The 16,008-nt window shown below is 59.7% G+C and carries 19 protein-coding genes and 1 tRNA gene; 6 read left to right on the forward strand and 14 right to left on the reverse strand.

The features are described from left to right. Positions 1-22: 22 nt before the first annotated feature. Positions 23-373, reverse strand: coding sequence for a DUF4377 domain-containing protein (locus ACJ8HB_RS01385; protein ID WP_047568027.1), 351 nt, complete (start codon positions 371-373; stop codon positions 23-25). A gap of 292 nt (positions 374-665) precedes the next feature. On the opposite strand from ACJ8HB_RS01385, the gene ACJ8HB_RS01390 reads away from it, so the two are divergent. Then, complete coding sequence (locus tag ACJ8HB_RS01390; protein ID WP_154609290.1) at positions 666-830, forward strand: hypothetical protein; 165 nt, start codon at positions 666-668, stop codon at positions 828-830. A 63-nt stretch (positions 831-893) separates the two neighbouring features. Next, on the forward strand, positions 894-1,112 hold the full coding sequence (locus ACJ8HB_RS01395) for a hypothetical protein (protein WP_033638114.1): 219 nt from the start codon (positions 894-896) through the stop codon (positions 1,110-1,112). On the opposite strand, the gene ACJ8HB_RS01400 is transcribed toward ACJ8HB_RS01395, so the two are convergent. The 5 genes from ACJ8HB_RS01400 to ftnA all read right to left on the reverse strand — a co-directional run bounded on the left by ACJ8HB_RS01400 (position 1,109) and on the right by ftnA (position 4,514). Further along, positions 1,109-1,513 (reverse strand): hypothetical protein, encoded by a 405-nt coding sequence (locus tag ACJ8HB_RS01400; protein WP_047568029.1) that lies wholly within the window; start codon positions 1,511-1,513, stop codon positions 1,109-1,111. The two genes, ACJ8HB_RS01395 and ACJ8HB_RS01400, sit on opposite strands and share 4 nt — an antisense overlap. A gap of 479 nt (positions 1,514-1,992) precedes the next feature. Then, a complete protein-coding gene (locus tag ACJ8HB_RS01405; RefSeq protein ID WP_025302452.1) occupies positions 1,993-2,334 on the reverse strand; it encodes a YebY family protein in 342 nt (113 codons plus the stop codon). A 69-nt stretch (positions 2,335-2,403) separates the two neighbouring features. Beyond that, a complete protein-coding gene (gene copD / locus ACJ8HB_RS01410) occupies positions 2,404-3,285 on the reverse strand; it encodes a copper homeostasis membrane protein CopD (RefSeq protein ID WP_047568032.1) in 882 nt (293 codons plus the stop codon). A 2-nt stretch (positions 3,286-3,287) separates the two neighbouring features. Beyond that, positions 3,288-3,671, reverse strand: coding sequence for a CopC domain-containing protein YobA (gene yobA / locus ACJ8HB_RS01415; RefSeq protein ID WP_004940886.1), 384 nt, complete (start codon positions 3,669-3,671; stop codon positions 3,288-3,290). Between the two features lie 324 nt (positions 3,672-3,995). Further along, entirely contained in the window at positions 3,996-4,514 is a 519-nt protein-coding gene (gene ftnA / locus ACJ8HB_RS01420; RefSeq protein ID WP_025302449.1) for a non-heme ferritin, read from the reverse strand. A 345-nt stretch (positions 4,515-4,859) separates the two neighbouring features. On the opposite strand from ftnA, the gene ACJ8HB_RS01425 reads away from it, so the two are divergent. Continuing rightward, positions 4,860-5,090 (forward strand): DNA polymerase III subunit theta, encoded by a 231-nt coding sequence (locus ACJ8HB_RS01425; RefSeq protein ID WP_033642715.1) that lies wholly within the window; start codon positions 4,860-4,862, stop codon positions 5,088-5,090. Positions 5,091-5,121: 31 nt separating this feature from the next. Here the strand turns inward: ACJ8HB_RS01425 and pip are convergent, their stop codons facing one another. Both pip and dksA read right to left on the reverse strand, forming a co-directional pair. Continuing rightward, positions 5,122-6,075 carry a prolyl aminopeptidase gene (gene pip / locus ACJ8HB_RS01430; protein WP_033646426.1) on the reverse strand — a complete coding sequence of 318 codons (954 nt, stop codon included), beginning with the start codon at positions 6,073-6,075 and terminating at the stop codon, positions 5,122-5,124. Positions 6,076-6,267: 192 nt separating this feature from the next. Then, positions 6,268-6,693 (reverse strand): RNA polymerase-binding protein DksA, encoded by a 426-nt coding sequence (dksA, locus tag ACJ8HB_RS01435; RefSeq protein ID WP_033653830.1) that lies wholly within the window; start codon positions 6,691-6,693, stop codon positions 6,268-6,270. 369 nt (positions 6,694-7,062) lie between these two features. On the opposite strand from dksA, the gene ACJ8HB_RS01440 reads away from it, so the two are divergent. Then, complete coding sequence (locus ACJ8HB_RS01440; RefSeq protein WP_047568036.1) at positions 7,063-7,809, forward strand: carbon-nitrogen hydrolase family protein; 747 nt, start codon at positions 7,063-7,065, stop codon at positions 7,807-7,809. A gap of 26 nt (positions 7,810-7,835) precedes the next feature. Continuing rightward, on the forward strand, positions 7,836-8,504 hold the full coding sequence (gene exoX / locus ACJ8HB_RS01445) for an exodeoxyribonuclease X (RefSeq protein WP_004928833.1): 669 nt from the start codon (positions 7,836-7,838) through the stop codon (positions 8,502-8,504). A gap of 35 nt (positions 8,505-8,539) precedes the next feature. Here exoX and ACJ8HB_RS01450 read toward each other — a convergent pair whose 3' ends face one another. The 6 genes from ACJ8HB_RS01450 to ACJ8HB_RS01475 form a co-directional block, all read right to left on the reverse strand. Continuing rightward, positions 8,540-10,573, reverse strand: coding sequence for a S9 family peptidase (locus tag ACJ8HB_RS01450; protein ID WP_033646427.1), 2,034 nt, complete (start codon positions 10,571-10,573; stop codon positions 8,540-8,542). A gap of 68 nt (positions 10,574-10,641) precedes the next feature. Next, complete coding sequence (locus ACJ8HB_RS01455) at positions 10,642-11,295, reverse strand: tellurite resistance TerB family protein (RefSeq protein ID WP_033638740.1); 654 nt, start codon at positions 11,293-11,295, stop codon at positions 10,642-10,644. A gap of 150 nt (positions 11,296-11,445) precedes the next feature. Then, positions 11,446-12,024 (reverse strand): TorD/DmsD family molecular chaperone, encoded by a 579-nt coding sequence (locus tag ACJ8HB_RS01460; protein ID WP_047568039.1) that lies wholly within the window; start codon positions 12,022-12,024, stop codon positions 11,446-11,448. Between the two features lie 42 nt (positions 12,025-12,066). Beyond that, the gene (locus ACJ8HB_RS01465) at positions 12,067-12,804 is read right to left on the reverse strand and encodes a phosphatase (protein ID WP_033638063.1); all 738 of its coding nucleotides are present in this window, start codon (positions 12,802-12,804) and stop codon (positions 12,067-12,069) included. Positions 12,805-12,894: 90 nt separating this feature from the next. After that, a complete protein-coding gene (gene ghrA, locus ACJ8HB_RS01470) occupies positions 12,895-13,836 on the reverse strand; it encodes a glyoxylate/hydroxypyruvate reductase GhrA (protein WP_033646429.1) in 942 nt (313 codons plus the stop codon). Positions 13,837-13,962: 126 nt separating this feature from the next. Then, a complete protein-coding gene (locus tag ACJ8HB_RS01475; protein ID WP_039567114.1) occupies positions 13,963-15,429 on the reverse strand; it encodes a peptide MFS transporter in 1,467 nt (488 codons plus the stop codon). A gap of 447 nt (positions 15,430-15,876) precedes the next feature. Between ACJ8HB_RS01475 and ACJ8HB_RS01480 the strand changes: the two genes are divergently transcribed. Beyond that, a tRNA-Ser gene (locus ACJ8HB_RS01480) sits at positions 15,877-15,966 on the forward strand. The last annotated feature ends 42 nt before the right edge of the window (positions 15,967-16,008 follow it).

Raw genomic sequence — 16,008 nt, forward strand, 5'->3', positions numbered from 1 at the left:
CGATTACCCGGCCTGTCGAGGGTCACGCCTTGTTCTTTTCCAACTGCTCAATCAGCGTGTAACGCAGCGATGAGGCATCGGCCGGCACGTTCTCTACCGGAGTAACGCGCACTTTCAGCCGATACTGATAGCCCGGTTCGAAGGTGAAACCTTCGATGCCGGTATAGAACAACTCCCACGGCTGCTGCGCGGAGCGGCGCACCTGCATGCACTTCATCGGGGCGACGCCCACGCAGTCCACCAGCGCGCTGTTCACCAGCAACACTTCCGTTTGGCCGCCTTTCTCGTTTGCGGGCTGATTCATCGAGGTTCCCTCCTGGCTGCAGCCGGCCAGTGCGGCCAACGTAACAAATAACAACGCTTTAATTTTCAATGTACTGCACCAATAGTCATGTAGGTCGGGCGATCCTAACAAATTGACTGGATGAATTGAACCTTGCTGCGTGCCGGTGGTGGCGCCATTCATCGTAAAGAACGTCTTGTTAAGCGAAATGACTCACGCAGGAATATCAATCTCCGGCACGCTTATCAGCCTGGTAAATACCTGCAAATAAATCCCCTGTTCTTATCCGAACCGGTAATTATCCCCGCCGTTTTTTCTGTTAAAAACAGCTGGCTTGCGCAAGCTATACGCCATTTAACCGAATCGATAAAGAGGGAGTTTTATGCAAGAGATCGAGGCTAAATATTTTCACCTGATCGCCGGCGCAGGTAACTTTGCCAACAACCGCGGCAGCAATGGACGCGTCAACAACAACGGTGGCAACAAGAACAACAGCAGCAGCACAGCAATAAAGGCGGCAATACCTGCTCACGCTCAGCTGTTTTAACTAATCAGAGCTCCGGCTGAGTCTTTCCGTTCAGTCGGCGCTTTCAGCATTTCGGTGATAACAATGTTTAAACTGTTCCGTACCTTGTGCCTGCTACTCGGCTTTTGGATCGCCACCCTGCTGCTCAGCGGCGCCGGGGTTTCTTTTACTCACGGCTACGCCGCGCCGAAAAACCTGTCGCATTTCGTCGTCTCGCTGGTGGTGGTCGGCGCAATGCTGCTGTGGACCCATAAATTGCTGCGGTTCTTTTTTGCCGAGAAATTTGAGAAGAAGCCGCGCTAAGCCGTGTTCTCATTTTGGCTGTCGCCCGCAATGGTAAAACCGGCATCGCGAATTGCCGCCTTCACCTGCCTGGCGTCCATCACCGCCGTTTTCACATAGCCAAAGAAGGCTACCCGTGCGCCGGGCAAACGGATTGGCGTCGCCAGTTGGGCACTGAGCTCACGATTGCGCTGCGCCATCAGCTCGGCGCGCGCCTGCCAAAACGCGGCGGGATCGGTTGGGGTTTCAGTCGCGGTTTCGAACAGCGACGCCAATTCGCTCAGCGCCTCCCACTCCGCCAACAGGGCGGCAACCACTTCAGGATTAGCCACCTGCCCCCAGTCAGAGGGTAAAGCGCCCTCACGCCACGCCTCAAGATAGGCGGGCAACACCCTCTTCAACTGGCTCAACCGATCGTTCAACACAGGTTTCCTTTTATAACGCTTAATGCCTTGATATTCCCCATAATGCCACTCTCATTTAACCGGTGATGGGAGCAATGACCGGAGCTTATCAGCGCCATAAATGACGTAATGACTTTTGGTGCGGCTAAATTAGCGATATGTGCGGGTGAGGAGTGCGGAGCTGAGGTGTTACGACTGGAAAGAGAAACCAAAGTTTTATTGGCGCTTTAAGTGGAATTCCCTTATAAATCAATCACACAAAAAAAGACCGAATACGATTCCTATATTCGGTCTAGGGAAATGGCTCTTGGGAGAGAGCCGTGCGCTAAAAGTTGGCATTTAATGCAGGGCTTGTTCAGCCGTGCACTTTAAGAGTAGCCTACCGCGCCAGTTTTGCCAGCCGCCCGGCGGCCGCGTGATAGTTTCGTGACGAAATAACTATGCGGCAAATGCGCATCAATCCGCGCGCGCTGGGCAAGGCGTTGGCAAACAAGCGGTTAGTCAGCGCACAGCTTCTCGGCGCGTTCGATAAACGGCGCCAGGCTCATTTTTTTCCCCGGTTCGGCAGGGTCGTCCAGCAGGAGCACCTCCAGCGGCTGCGCGCGCTGATGGCCCTTCTTCACCTGCTGCTCCGCTGCGTCGTTGAGCGGGTATTGCATCAGGGTGCTGTTATTCAGCACGAACAGCGCGCCGCCGCTGCGGCACTGCAGCGTCACTTCTTCCTTGGTGAACGCCCACTGTTTGCCGTATTCCAGTTTGGTGATGTTCACCAGTTTGTCTGCCGCCAGCGCGCCGGTCGCGGTTGCCAGCAGCGTAATGCCGAGTAATACCGATTTCATGTGTTGGCCTTAAGGTTGCTATTCACGTCGATTTTCCCGCAGCTTGCCCGGTTGCGGCAAGCCGAAATGTCAAACCGGCGCATAGGTTGCAAATAAACTGACCAGCAGCAGCACCGCCACCCCCAGCCCGACTTCGAGCCAGCAAGCCAGCACCACGCCGCGCTGCGCCAGCGCCGGCACGCGGCTCATCGCCGGCACGATGGCGTAGCGATTGGCCAGCGCCACCATCACCATCAGCGCCACCAGCGCGGTTTTAATCAGCAGCAGGCGCTGATAAGGCGAACCGAGGTTGAGCGGCCAACCGCCGAGAATGATCAGGCTGTTGACGATACCGGTGACGATCACCGCCGCCACCGCCAGGTGCCCCCAGCGCGAAAAACGGATCAGCGTGGTGATGGCGTCGCTGCGCCACTGCGGCGGCTGCAGATAGCGCAGGCAAACCAGCAGCGGCGCCAGGCAGCCGAACCAGTAGCCGGCGGCCAGCAGGTGCACTGCGTGGTTGGCGCGGTGCAGCGCGCCCAGCGCGCCTTCGTGCATCGCCGCGTGGCCGATAAACGCCAGGCTCACCAGCAGCAGTACCGAACACAGCGCCAACGCCTGCGCACGCGGCCGTTCCGGCAGCAGCAGGCTCAGGATCGCCAGCAGCGACAGGCCCAGATGCCAGCGCCACACTTCGCCGAAGGTGGTGCCGAGCACCGCCCACCAGACCTCCAGCCGCCAGGCGTCTTCCCAACCGTCGCCCATTTGCCCAGCCTGAATGGCCAGCAGCGCCACGGCGGAAAGCCCGGCAATCCAGGTGCCGGCAAGCAGCAGCGGGCGCACATCGCGGGAGAGGATCGGGGAGAGGCGCTGCGGTGACAGTAAGGCGGTGAACAGACTGATGCCGAACATCAGCATCACCGCCGCAAAGTGCACCAAGCGACACAGAACGAACAGGGTCGCCAGACTCACGATCAGTTTACGGTGAAGCTGTACTGGCCTTTGGTTTTATGCCCGTCGACCGAAACCACATGCCAGCTGACGTTGTATTTGCCCGCGCTCAACTCACCTTCGATCGGCACATTGACCTGGGTGTTGTTGTTCGGATCGAGCTGCAGTTTGCCGGTTTTCACCACGGCGTTGTCCGGGCCGGTGATTTTCACGCCGCTGAAGTTCGGTTCGATGCCTTCGGAGAAGCTGAGGGTCAGCGCCTTCGGCGCCGGGCTGACGCTGGCGTCGGCCTTCGGCGTTTCCACTTTCAGGTGGGCGTGCGCCAGCGCTTGCTGCGAAGACAGGCCGACGAACAGGACGAAAACGGTGGAAAGCAGGCGACAAGAGGAACGAATTTTACCGATCACAGTGGTATCCCTTAACAGTAAAAGAGGGTCATAAGGGTTAAGGCCACAGCCAAGGCGATGTATCAGCGGCCCCAACCCACCGCAAATGATTGCGCCACGGGTAAACAGAAAAACGGGTTGTATCGGCTAACCCGCTGTTTTGACTCTACCATCCCTGTAGCGTATCGCGGTAAATCATAACGACCGCGCTGCGGCAAGTCGAGCGCATCACTGGCATTTTGCGATCCGGCAGCACGTATCGCCGCATAACCGCGATAAACGCAGGGTAAAAAAAACCGCGCGTCAGGCTCGCCCGCGCGCGGTTTTCCGATATTCTGGTGCGAATTAAGCCTGGCCGTTGCCGCCCTGGCCCATCGCGCCCATTTTCTTCAGATCTTTGTCGATGAAGAACAGGCCTTTGCCGCTGGTGCCCACCAGCGCCAGCTTATCCAGCACGGATTTGAACAGTTTCTCTTCTTCGTGCTGCTCCGCCACGTACCACTGCAGGAAGTTGAAGGTGGAATAATCGTGTGCGGTCATGGCGGCGTGCGCCAGTTCGTTGATCTGACGGGTGATCAGCTGTTCGTGTTCGTAGGTCTGCTGGAACACGTCCGCCAGCGATTCGAACGCCACCGGCGGCGCGGCGATGCTGCCCAGCAGCGGCAAAGAGCCGGTGTCGCTCAGGTAGTCGAACAGGCGTTGCATATGCTGCATCTCTTCCTGAGAGTGCTCTTTAAGAAATGCGGCGGCGCCTTCAAAGCCTTTATCGCTGCACCATGCGCTCATTTGCAGGTACAGGTTCGCGGAGTAGAACTCCAGATTCAGTTGCTCATTCAGCTTTTGAGTCATTTCTTGCGTCAGCATAATGATTCCTTTTATTTTGCAGGTCATGAATTTAATTTCCGCGCATTATGCCCTGCTGCCGTAAAAATAAAAACACCTTATTTACACCCGATCAATATTAATTATTTATTTACTTAAAATCAAACACATAAAATCATATAGAAATTCACGCTAATTATTATGATAATTATTCCCATCTTTTATTTTAATCAAAAAGCGAATCATTCTTATTTAAAAGAATAAATAGATTGCATTACTCTTTGGAAAATATCGTCCGCCGCGGCGGCGCTACGGGCTTGCCAAGCGTCGCCGGGTGGATTACCTTCTGCGCAGGTTCAATACGGCAAAGTAAGTAAGGAGCATAGCGTGGGTTACAATCTGGCCGAGCTGTCCAAAGAAGAGATGGACAGGGTGAACGTGGATCTCGCCGCCTCTGGCGTGGCGTACAAAGAGCGCTACAACATGCCGGTGATCCCGGAAGTGGTGGAGCGCGAACAGCCGGAACCACTGCGCGACTATTTTCGCGAGCGTGTGGCGCACTACCGCGCGGAATCCCACAAGTTTTCGCGCCTGCCGTACGAGCCGAAGGCCAAATAACAAAACCCGCCGTTACGGCGGGTTTTTTGCGTCACTTGCCGGCGAACCGGTCGGTGGCGATCATCAGCTGGTGCAAGATGCCCGGCTCGTCATACGAATGCCCCGCCCCTTCCACTATATGCAATTCCGCTTCCGGCCAGGCCTTGGCCAGATCCCAGGCGTTCTGCACCTGGCAGGCCATATCATAGCGGCCGTGGACGATCACCGCCGGGATATGGCGGATCAGCGGCACGTTGCGCAGCAGCTGGTCATCGCTCTCCAGGAAGCCCAGATGGGTGAAATAGTGGTTTTCAATGCGGGCGAACGCCAGCGCGAAATCATCCTCGCCGAACGAAGCGGATTCGCGGCTCGGCAACAGCGTGACCGTCTCCCCTTCCCACACGCTCCACAGCTTGGCCGCTTCGAGTTGCACCTGCGGATCGGCCGAGGTCAGCCGCTGCCGGTAGGCGGCGATCACGTCTTTACGTTCTTCATCCGACAGAATGGACAGCACGCGCTCCCATTTGTCCGGGAAGAAGCGTGACGCGCCGTCCTGATAATACCAATGCAGCTCCTGCTTGCGCAGGGTGAAGATGCCGCGCAGCACCATTTCACTGACGCGCTCCGGGTGAGTCTGCGCATAGGCGAGCGCCAGCGTCGATCCCCAGGAACCGCCAAACACCAGCCATTGATCGACGCCGGCCATTTCGCGCAGCCGCTCGATATCGGCCACCAAATGCCAGGTGGTGTTGTTGTCCAGGCTGGCGTGCGGACGGGAGCGGCCACAGCCGCGCTGATCGAACAGCAGCACCTTGTAGCGTTCGGGATCGAACAACTGGCGATGATGCGGAGAAATGCCGCCGCCCGGCCCGCCGTGAATGAAGACCGCCGGCTTACCGTTCGGGTTGCCGCTCAGCTCCCAGTAGATCCGGTGGCCATCCCCAGTGTCCAGCCAACCGCTGTCGTATGCCGCTAACGGCGGGTACAAACCTCGTAATTGTTCCATGGCGCTTTCCGTCTCTCTGTGAGTCATGCTTTCATCAAAGCGGAAGCCGCCCGGCAGGTCAACGGTAAAACCCGAAAACTAGAACGCGCGCCGAGAACTCGGCGCGCGTTTGCTCAAAATCACAACGACCTGCCTGCAAAATGCCCACAGGCCCTATCGGTTGAGGGGCGCATTCGCCCCCCGGGAACTCAGTTAGCCACCTTTGCGCATATGCGGCTCGCGCATCTCCTGCGCGGTTTTCGCCTCGATGCTCAGTTCCGCCGTCGGGCGCAGCAGCAGGCGCGCCAGCCCGATAGGTTCGCCGGTTTCCCGGCAGTAGCCGTACTCGCCGTTCTGCAACCTTGCCAGCGCCGCATCGATTTTCGGCAGCAGGCGGCTTTCGCGATCCAACTGGCGGAACAGCAGGCGCAGATCCTCTTCGCGCGCCGCCTTGTCGGCTTCATCGCCCGTCGCTTCACCGCCGTCGATCTCTTTTTTCAGCTCATCGATGTGCAGCAGCAGCTTTTGCCGCTCATCTTGCAGCAGCTGGCGGAAAAACGCCCGTTGAACCGAGTTCATATAATCAGAATCCGGCATGGCCAGCAGTTGCTGCGCATCCGGTAACGTCATGACTGTCATTGCGCTCTCCCAACATCAAAAGTGTAACATTATAACATAATATTTATTTTTAGCACCCGGTCATCCAAAAACAAAATTTCACGCACAAACAGCCGGTTAAACACAATTCGCACTTTGTCGCTTGCATCCTGCCGACTTTAGGCGGTTAATGGCTGAGCAAGCCACCCAATCATAGGTAACGAGAGGCCATCATGAGTAAGGGAATGGATAGCAAAAAGAATGCGAAGAAGAAGCCGTTGAAAACCCCAGCTGAGAAACGTGCGGAGAAACGCGCCAAAAAAGCGCATCCGTCTGGTGAGTAAGCGCCCTTCCATCCGTCATTAAACCCGCCAAGGCGGGTTTTTTATTGCCTCACAGGAGAGATGGCCGATGTCCTGCCTCACCCTTGCCGCCGCCCAATACCCCGCTGCGGCGGCCAATATCGCCTGCAACCTTGAACGTCATCTTGAATTCGTTGCGCAGGCAGCAGATCAGCAGGTACAACTGTTGGTGTTTCCCGAACTGTCGCTAAGCGGCTATGAGTTGACCGATGCTGCCGAACTGGCGCTCACGTTGGGCGATCCCCGTCTGCAACCACTCAGTGCGGCGGCACAATCGCGGCAGATGACAATCATCGTCGGCGCGCCTTTGCGTAGTGGCACGGCATTGCATATCGCCGCCTTAATCTTTCGCCCCAACGGCGCATTGAGTAGCTATACCAAACAGCATCTGCACGGCGCGGAACAGCAATACTTCTCGCCCGGTGAGGGCGGCTCGTTGCTGGAACTCCATCACCACAACATCGCACTGGCTATCTGTGCCGATACTTCGGAGCCCGGCCACGCAAGCGCCGCCGCGCTGGCGGGTGCGCACATTTATGCCGCTGGCGTGTTGGTATCTGAAGCCGGCTACGCGAAAGACAGCGCCGCGCTGGCAGGCTATGCCCGACGTTATGGCATGGTCACGCTGATGGCCAACCATGCGGCACCGACCGGTGGCTGGATCCCGGCAGGCCGCAGCGCCATCTGGGATAACACGGGAGAGCTCCTGGTTGCCGCGTCGGATGACACTCCTGGGCTGATCATCGCCGACAAGACTTCCGACGGTTGGCACGGCCGCCTGCGGCGGTTAAGCTGAAGCCTGACGGCAACGCAGAGGAAAACATGACGTTACGCGTAATAGATACCGAGACCTGTGGGCTGGACGGCGGCGTGGTGGAAGTGGCCTCCCTCGATCTGCTCGACGGCCAATTGACCAACCCGATGAGCGATCTGGTCAGCCCGGATCGCCCCATCAGCCTCGACGCGATGGCGATTCATCACATCACCGAACAGATGGTGGAAGGCAAACCGCGCATTGCGGTGGCAATCGGCCGCTATCAGGGCAGCCCCTACTATGTGGCGCACAACGCCGCTTTCGATCGCGGCGTGCTGCCGGAGATGAACGGCGCCTGGATCTGCACGCTCAAGCTGGCGCGCACGCTGTATCCGGACATCAAGTACGGCAACCAATATCTGCGCTACGCGCTGAACCTGGACGTGCAGCTGCCGGCAGACGCCACGCTGTACCCGCACCGCGCGCTGTACGACTGCTATGTCACCGCCGCGCTGCTGCAACGCATCATCAAGGATTCGGGCTGGACGCCGGAGCAAATGGTGCAGATCACCGAACAACCGGTGCTGCTGAAGAAGTTCAAATTCGGCAAGTATCGCGGGCAGGAGATCGATCGCATCGCCCAGGAAGATCCCGGCTATCTGCGCTGGATGCTGAAATCCATCGACGATCTGAGCCCGGACATGAAACACACGCTGAAATACTATCTGATTGGCTAACATGGCGGGCGGCGCAGGCCGCCCGCCGAATGTCGTTACTCCGCCAGCGCCAGAATGAAGGCGTACTCCAGCGCAATATCCTCATAGGCCTTGAAGCGCCCGGACTTGCCGCCGTGGCCGGCATCCATGTCGGTATACAGCAGCAGCTGCCGATCGTCGGTTTTCAGCTCACGCAGCTTGGCCACCCACTTGGCCGGCTCCCAATACTGCACCTGCGAATCGTGCAGGCCGGTGGTCACCAGCAGATGCGGGTATGCCTGCGCCTTCACCTGATCGTACGGGCTGTACTGCTTGATGTAGTCATAATAGGCCTGCTCGTTCGGGTTGCCCCACTCGTCGTATTCGCCGGTGGTCAGCGGGATCGACTCATCCAGCATGGTGGTCACCACGTCGACGAACGGCACCTGCGCCACCACGCCGTGGAACAGCTGAGGCGCCTGGTTGATCACCGCGCCCATCAGCAGGCCGCCGGCGCTGCCGCCCATGGCGAACACCCGCTTGCCGTCGCCGTACCCCTGGGCGACCAGCGTTTCGGTCACGTCGATAAAATCGTTGAAGGTGTTCTGCTTGTTGAACAGCTTGCCGTCTTCATACCACAGCTGCCCCAGTTCGCCGCCGCCGCGAATGTGCGCCAGCGCGAACACGAAACCGCGATCCAGCAGGCTCAGGCGGCTGGCGCTGAACGCCGGATCCATGCTGCTGCCGTAGGAGCCGTAGCCGTACACCATCAACGGGTTGGCGCCGCGCTGGAAGCTGTCCTGGCGATACACCAGCGATACCGGCACCTCGACGCCGTCGCGTGCCTTCACCCAGACTCGCTCGCTGCGGTAGTTTTCCGGCGTGAAGTTCTTCACTTCCTGCTGTTTGAGCATCGTCCGCTCGCCGCTGTCCATATTCAGCTCGTACAGCGTGGTCGGGGTGGTCATCGACGAATAGCCGTAGCGCAGCAGCGCGGTTTCCGGATCCGGGTTGTACGCCAGCCAGGTGGTGTAAGTCGGATCGTCGAAGGCGATGCGCTTCTCTTCGCCAGTCTGCCAGTGGATCTGGCGCAGCAGCGTCAGGCCGGCGCTGCGCTCCTCCACCACCAGCCAGTCGCGGAACAGGCTAAAGCCCTCCAGCATCACGTCGGCGCGCGGGGCGATCAGCGTCTGCCACTGCGCTTCGTCCGCCTGTTCGCTTTGGTACAGGCCGAAGTTCTTGCCGTCCTTGTTGGAGCGGATGTAGAAATGCTGGTGATAGTGATCAATGGCGTATTCGTGATCCTTGCGGCGCGGCACGAACAGCTGCGGCTTGGCGTCCGCACGGTCGGCGTCCAGCAGCAGGATCTCCGAGGTGGTGGTGCTGCTCAGGTGGATCAGGATAAAGCGCTCGGAGGTGGTCTTCTCCAGCCCGACGTAGAAGGTATCGTCCAGCTCTTCGTAAATCAGCTCGTCCTGCTGCGGATCGCTGCCCACCACGTGGCGATAAACCTGATACGGCAACAGCGTCTTGGCGTGCTTGCGCACGTAGTACACCGTCGAGGAGTCGTTGGCCCATTCGAAGCTGCCGGAGGTGTTCTCCAGCACTTCGTCCGCCCAACTGCCGTCGGCCAGGTTCTTGAAGCGAATATCATACTGGCGGCGCGACAGGAAATCCTCCGCCACCCCCAGCCGCTGGTTGTCGGGGCTGACGTCCAGCCCGCCCAGGGTGTAAAACTCGTGATTCTCGGCGCGCTGGTTGCCGTCGATAAGCACCTCCCAGCGCTCGCTCTCGGCCTGCGGTTGGCGCACGGAAATCGCGTATTCATTTCCCGGCTCATAGCGCGTCTGATAGCGATAGCCGTGGCGCACGTAAGGCACCGAATGTTCCTGCTGCGGAATGCGCGCCACCATCTCTTCGTACAGGGTTTCGCGCAGCGCCTGCTGCGGCTTCAGCATCGCATCGGTGTAGGCGTTCTCCGCCTGCAGGTAGTCCAGCACCTGGCGGTCTGCGCGCTCGTCGTCGCGCAGCCAGTAATAGTCATCCACGCGCGTGTCGCCGTGGATGGTGATGGGATAAGGGCGTTTTTCCGCTTTCGGTGGGGTCATCATTGCTAAATCATCCGCTTACATAGATTGCGGCAAGAGTGACACGATTCCCCCCGGCTTGCCAAGCGGCGCTACGCCAGCTCGCGCTTTTTCTCGTTGACGTCGCTCTCGATGCCCTGCTTGACGTCCGCCGGGATCTTCAGCGCCTGCGCCAGCGCGTCGAGGTAGCCGCGCTCCATAAAGTGATCGACGTCGATCACCAGGCAGCTCAAATAGTAAACCTCCAGCGCCTCGTCTTCGTTTTGCACGCTGCGGGCGATCAATTCCGGGTTGAGCGGCTGCTCGATCGCTTCCTGCACCCAGCCCTGCGCCTCCTCCCCCACCTGCAGCTGCGCCAGGCTGTGATCGATGGCGCGCTGCTCGTCGGCATCGATATGGCCGTCGCTCTTGGCGGCGAACACCAGCGCCTGCACCAGGCGTTTGGCGCGCAGATCCACCGGCGTGGTTTGCAGGCCGAACTGCGGTTCGTCCTGATGGGTCTCTTTCACCCGCTGCTTATACTTGTTCCACAGCACTGCGCCCACCGCCGCGCTGCCGCCGATGATCAGCGCATTCTTGCCGAACTTGCCCACCAGCTTGCGCGAGGACTTGTTGGCCAACAGCACGCCGACCAGGCCGCCCAGCGCCGTCGGCGCCAGCAGCTTGCCGATGCCTTCCGCCCCGCCCATCGCGCCGGCCTTCTGCCCGATCAACGTTTGAATCTGCTGCATCCAGTTACTTTTCATCATCTGCCCCTTGCGTGAAAAAGCGCGGCGCGCAGGCGCGGCCGAGCCGACGGTAAACCGCCAGATTAAGGGATTTTTTGTCAATTTACGTCTGGGGGATGCAAACCTGTGTTTAGCGGGCCGGGCGGCCCGCCTGGGTAAGCTGCGGCGTTACGCTTCTTCGTCGCCCGCTTCGTCGTCCTGCTCGTACTCCGCCAGCTCGTCGCGCATCGCCTGGATGGCGTCGCGGGTCATCAGCGCCAGTGTACGGTAAAAACCGGTGGTGGCGTGGGCTTCCACTTTGCCGAGGAAGCGGCCGCACCACGGCAGCAGGAACTCGTCGAACAGGGCGATCTGCGCCTGCGTTTCATCTTCCTGCGATTGATCTTCCAGCCAAGACGCCGCCAGCAGCAGCTGGCCGAAATGATCGGCCGGCGCCTCCGCCAGCGGCATGCCGCGCTGCTGCAGGAAGGTGCGCACGTCCGCTTCGCTGGCGCCTTCGACGTAGTCGGAGCGGAACGGCGACACGCTGCACTCGCTGCCGACGAACATCGCGTTGAAATCGGTCGCCAGCTGGTTGACGTCGCAGCCCTGCTGCAGGCGCTTCAACAGATCATCCTGCTCCAGCGGCCAGTGCTGCTGCAGCTTGCCCTCTTTGATCAGCGCGAACAGCGGCACCAGCAGCGGATCCTGCGGCTGGCGGTAGAACAGCGTACCCAGCACGCGGCAGACAATGGAAAACTCATTCATGATAATGCCTTATACAATACGGAAAATTTTGCCGGGACGATGTCACAAATCGGCCAATTCCGCAATCGCCGGCTTGCCGCGCCGCTCGAGAAAGTCCAGCAACCGGCGCGGGCTGACGTTGAGAATACGCGCCTGCGGGAAGCCCACCTCTTCGATAATGCGCTCGCAGTGCTCAAAGTTACCCAGCGAAAAGGCGACGTGCGAATCCGAGCCCAGCGCCAGCCAGCCGCCGGCATCGCGCACCGCGGCGGCGATCGCCCGGCAGTTGGCCTCGCTGCCCTTGCGGGAGTGGGTGAACGACGAGTTATTCAGCTCCAGCGCCACCTCGTATTTGGCCGCCGCCGCCGCGACGGCGGGAATGTCGATCGGGTAGCGCGGGTTGCCGGGGTGGCTGATGATATGCACGTCCCCCTGCGCCATCGCGGCGATCATCGCTTCAGTATTGGACGCTTTATCCTGCGGCGCAAACACCGGCTCATGGAAACCGGCGATGATGACGTCGGTGGCGGTCAACATCGGGCCGGTGCAGTCGATATCGCCCTGCAGGTTTTTGATGTTGGCTTCAATGCCGCGCAAGATGCCCACGCCGTTCACCAGGCGCGGCCACACGTGCATGTTCATAAAGTGCCAGTAGTGCGGCGCATCGGCCATATCCGGGCCGTGATCGGTGATGGCGAACAGCTTGATGCCCTTCTGCTGGGCTTCGGCGATGTAATCGTGCAGCGTGCTGTAAGCGTGGGTGCTGGCGACGGTGTGCATATGCAAATCAACGGGGTACATTGTTTCTCCTTCCAGAGGGTCCGCCCGCAAAGGCACGGGCAGGCGCGATGACGATAACAGCTTATCAGCTACCGAACGGCGGCAGAAGGATCAGTACCCCCGTTGCCTGTCGACCACGCCGGCCGGGGCATGCCCCGCCTCCAGCGCGCGGATGTTGGCGGCGATCTGATCCATCGCCTGCTGCGGCAACGTGATGGCAGCAATATGCGGGGTAATGGTGACACGCGGATGACGCCAGAACGGGTGATCCTGCGGCAGCGGCTCGCGGGCGAACACGTCCAGCGTGGCGGCGGCCAGTTGCCCCTGCTCCAGCGCCGCCAGCAGATCGGCTTCTACCAGATGCGCGCCGCGCGCGATGTTGATGAGATAGGCACCCGAACTCAGCTGCGCGAACAGCTCGCGGTTGAGAATGCCGACGGTCTCCGGCGTATTGGGCAGCAGGTTGATCAGCAATTTGACGCCGTCGAGGAAGGCAGCGCGCTGCGCCTCCCCGGCGAAGCTTTGCACGCCATCGATCTGCTTGGCGCTGCGGCTCCAGCAGCGTACGCTGAAGCCAAACTCGGTCAGCTTGCGCGCCACGCTCTGCCCCAGCACGCCGGCGCCGAGGATGCCGATGGTGAAATCATCCAGCGAGTGCGGATCGAGCGGCTGCCACTCCTGCCGCTGCTGCAGCGCCTGATACTCGTCGAAACGGCGGAAATAGCGCAGCACATAGCTCAGCGCGTATTCCTGCATCTGCTGCGCCATGCCGGTATCCTCCAGCCGCAGCAGCGGCACGCCGGCAGGCAGCGTGCCGGGGTGTTTGCGCTCCTGATCGAGGATCGCGTCAACGCCGGCGCCGAGGGCGAACACCGCTTTCAGATCGCGGCGGTTGGCCAGCATCTCGTGCGGCGGGCGCCACACCAGCGCGTAATCGGCCGGCCGCTCGTCGCCGCGCTGCCATTCGCGGATCTCGGCCTGCGGCAGGCGTTGCTTGATGCCGGCCAGCCATTCCTGGGCGTTAAACAAGGGGTGGTAATAAATGATGTTCATACTGCGGGCTCCCGTTTGTTTTTATTGGTTTACCTCCAGCCTTCCGTGATTCGCCGCCGGATGCAAGCGTTAAAGCCCAAAATAAAAACAGCCCCGACCAGTGGGGCTGTTGTGCATGTTAGCCAATCAGGCGGCAGACGGGCCGTCGCGCCGGATAAGGCGCCGCAGCAGCGGAATGAGAATCAGCATCGCCACGCCGACGCCCGTCGCCCCCCAACCCAGCGCGCTGAAGATTTCGCTGTAGCCGGGGTTGGTCTGCAGCGGCGTGCTGCCGCTGTTTTCCGGCATCAGGCCGGAGACGTAGCCCGCCAGCACCGAGGCGACGCCGGTCACCATCATCCAGCAGCCCATCATCACGCCCTGATAGCGCGGCGGCGCCAACTTGCCGATCATGGCGTAGCCGATCGGCGAGATCATCAATTCACCGACGCTTTGCAGCACATAGCTGATGACGATCCATTTAAACGCCACCAGCCCATCGCCGCCCGCCATGCTGATGCCCAGCGGCAGCACCAGCATGCCGAGCCCGATACAGAACAGCGATCCGGAGAACTGCAGCGGAATGTCGATGTTGCAACCGCGAGCGCGCAAGCGGTTGAACCACCAGGCCAGCAGCGGGCCGCCCACCACGATCACCAGCGTGTTGATGTTCTGGATCCACTGCGGCGCCACCTGAATGCCGTAAACGTTCAGGTTGATGTTGTGCTCGGAGAACAGCATCAGCCCCATCGGCGCCAGCTGGTACAGCGCCCAGAACACCAGCGAGCCCAGCGCCAGGATCAGATAGGCCGCCATTCTGCGGCGCTCATCGCGCGGATGGTGGCGCAGCGTCACCACGCACAGCATCAGGAAGATCAGCGCGCCGAGCACGATCACGAAGTGGCCGCTGAACTCGGCGTGGGTCAGCATCACGCGGATGATCGGCACCAGCGCCACCAGTACCGCCAGCCCGACCAGCATGCGCCAACGGTATTGGCTGCGGCTGGCGTCGCGCAGCGGCGTATTGAGATCCGCCAGAATGCGCCAGCGGCAGACGGCGACGACGATCGCCGCGGCGTTGCCCAGCGTGGCGAACAGGAACAGCGCGCGATAGTTTTCCGTCAGTTGGAAATAACCGGCGACGGTAAAGCCGACGAAGAACCCGAGGTTCATGCCGGCATAATTCCACAGGAACGCCGATTCGCGCCGATCATCGTCCGGCTTGAAACGCTGGGTGAGCATCATATTGATGCAGGTAACGTTGAGGCCGCTGCCGGTCAGGAACATCGCCAACCCCCAGTACAGCCCCCACACGCCCGCGACGGCGATCAGCGCACAGCCGATCACCTGCAGCACCATGCCGAGCACGAACAGATTGCGGTTGCTGAGGAATCGGCCGCCGAGGTAACCGCCGAACATGTGCAGGCCATAGTTGAAGGCGCCGAACACGCCCATCATGGCGTTGGCGCTGCTTTCGTTGAAGCCCAATCGCTTGGTGGCGTACAGCACCAGCGTGGAGTAGAGCACGGCGAAGCCTAGCGTGGCGAAGATCTGGATGAAGAACAGCGCCCCCGCACCGGGGGGAATGGCATGGCGCGCTTGCGGCGCCGGTATGGCATCTGAAGGAGTCACAACGAACCTCTACTGCATTATTATGTAATGAGTCTGTCCCTGTCTGCGATATCGCCGGCCTGTCACCCGGCAATCTGCGCGGCGACGTGATGTTCCTTGCCAAAAACGCCGCGCCGACATGATTCCATTTAGCGACACATCTGACTAATAATCCAGTATTAATGCATATAACAGCAAACAACCCAACCTCAATGGCGATATATTGAGCTATCTGTGCAGAAAAAGTTCAAGCGATCGTCTTTCATGGATTCTTACCGCTGCCTGCCCTGCCCGCTGGCGGCCGCGAGTGGGAATATCGTTCGGTAAATCAGCAAATTGCTGCAAGTTTGGCTAAACAGTCATGAGAATGAAATAAGAGGGTTGACGCTGAGATCAGATTCTCCTACATTAGCGCCCGTCGACAGCGCAAAGCGTTTTCGACAACAAAACGGTGAGGTGTCTGAGTGGCTGAAGGAGCACGCCTGGAAAGTGTGTATACGCGAAAGTGTATCGAGGGTTCGAACCCCTCTCTCACCGCCAAATTCAAAGAGAAAGCCTGGATTCGCGTCCAGGCTTTTTTAT

It is taken from the genome of Serratia sp. CY27727, from assembly GCF_052169275.1.
Lineage (GTDB): Bacteria > Pseudomonadota > Gammaproteobacteria > Enterobacterales > Enterobacteriaceae > Serratia > Serratia sarumanii.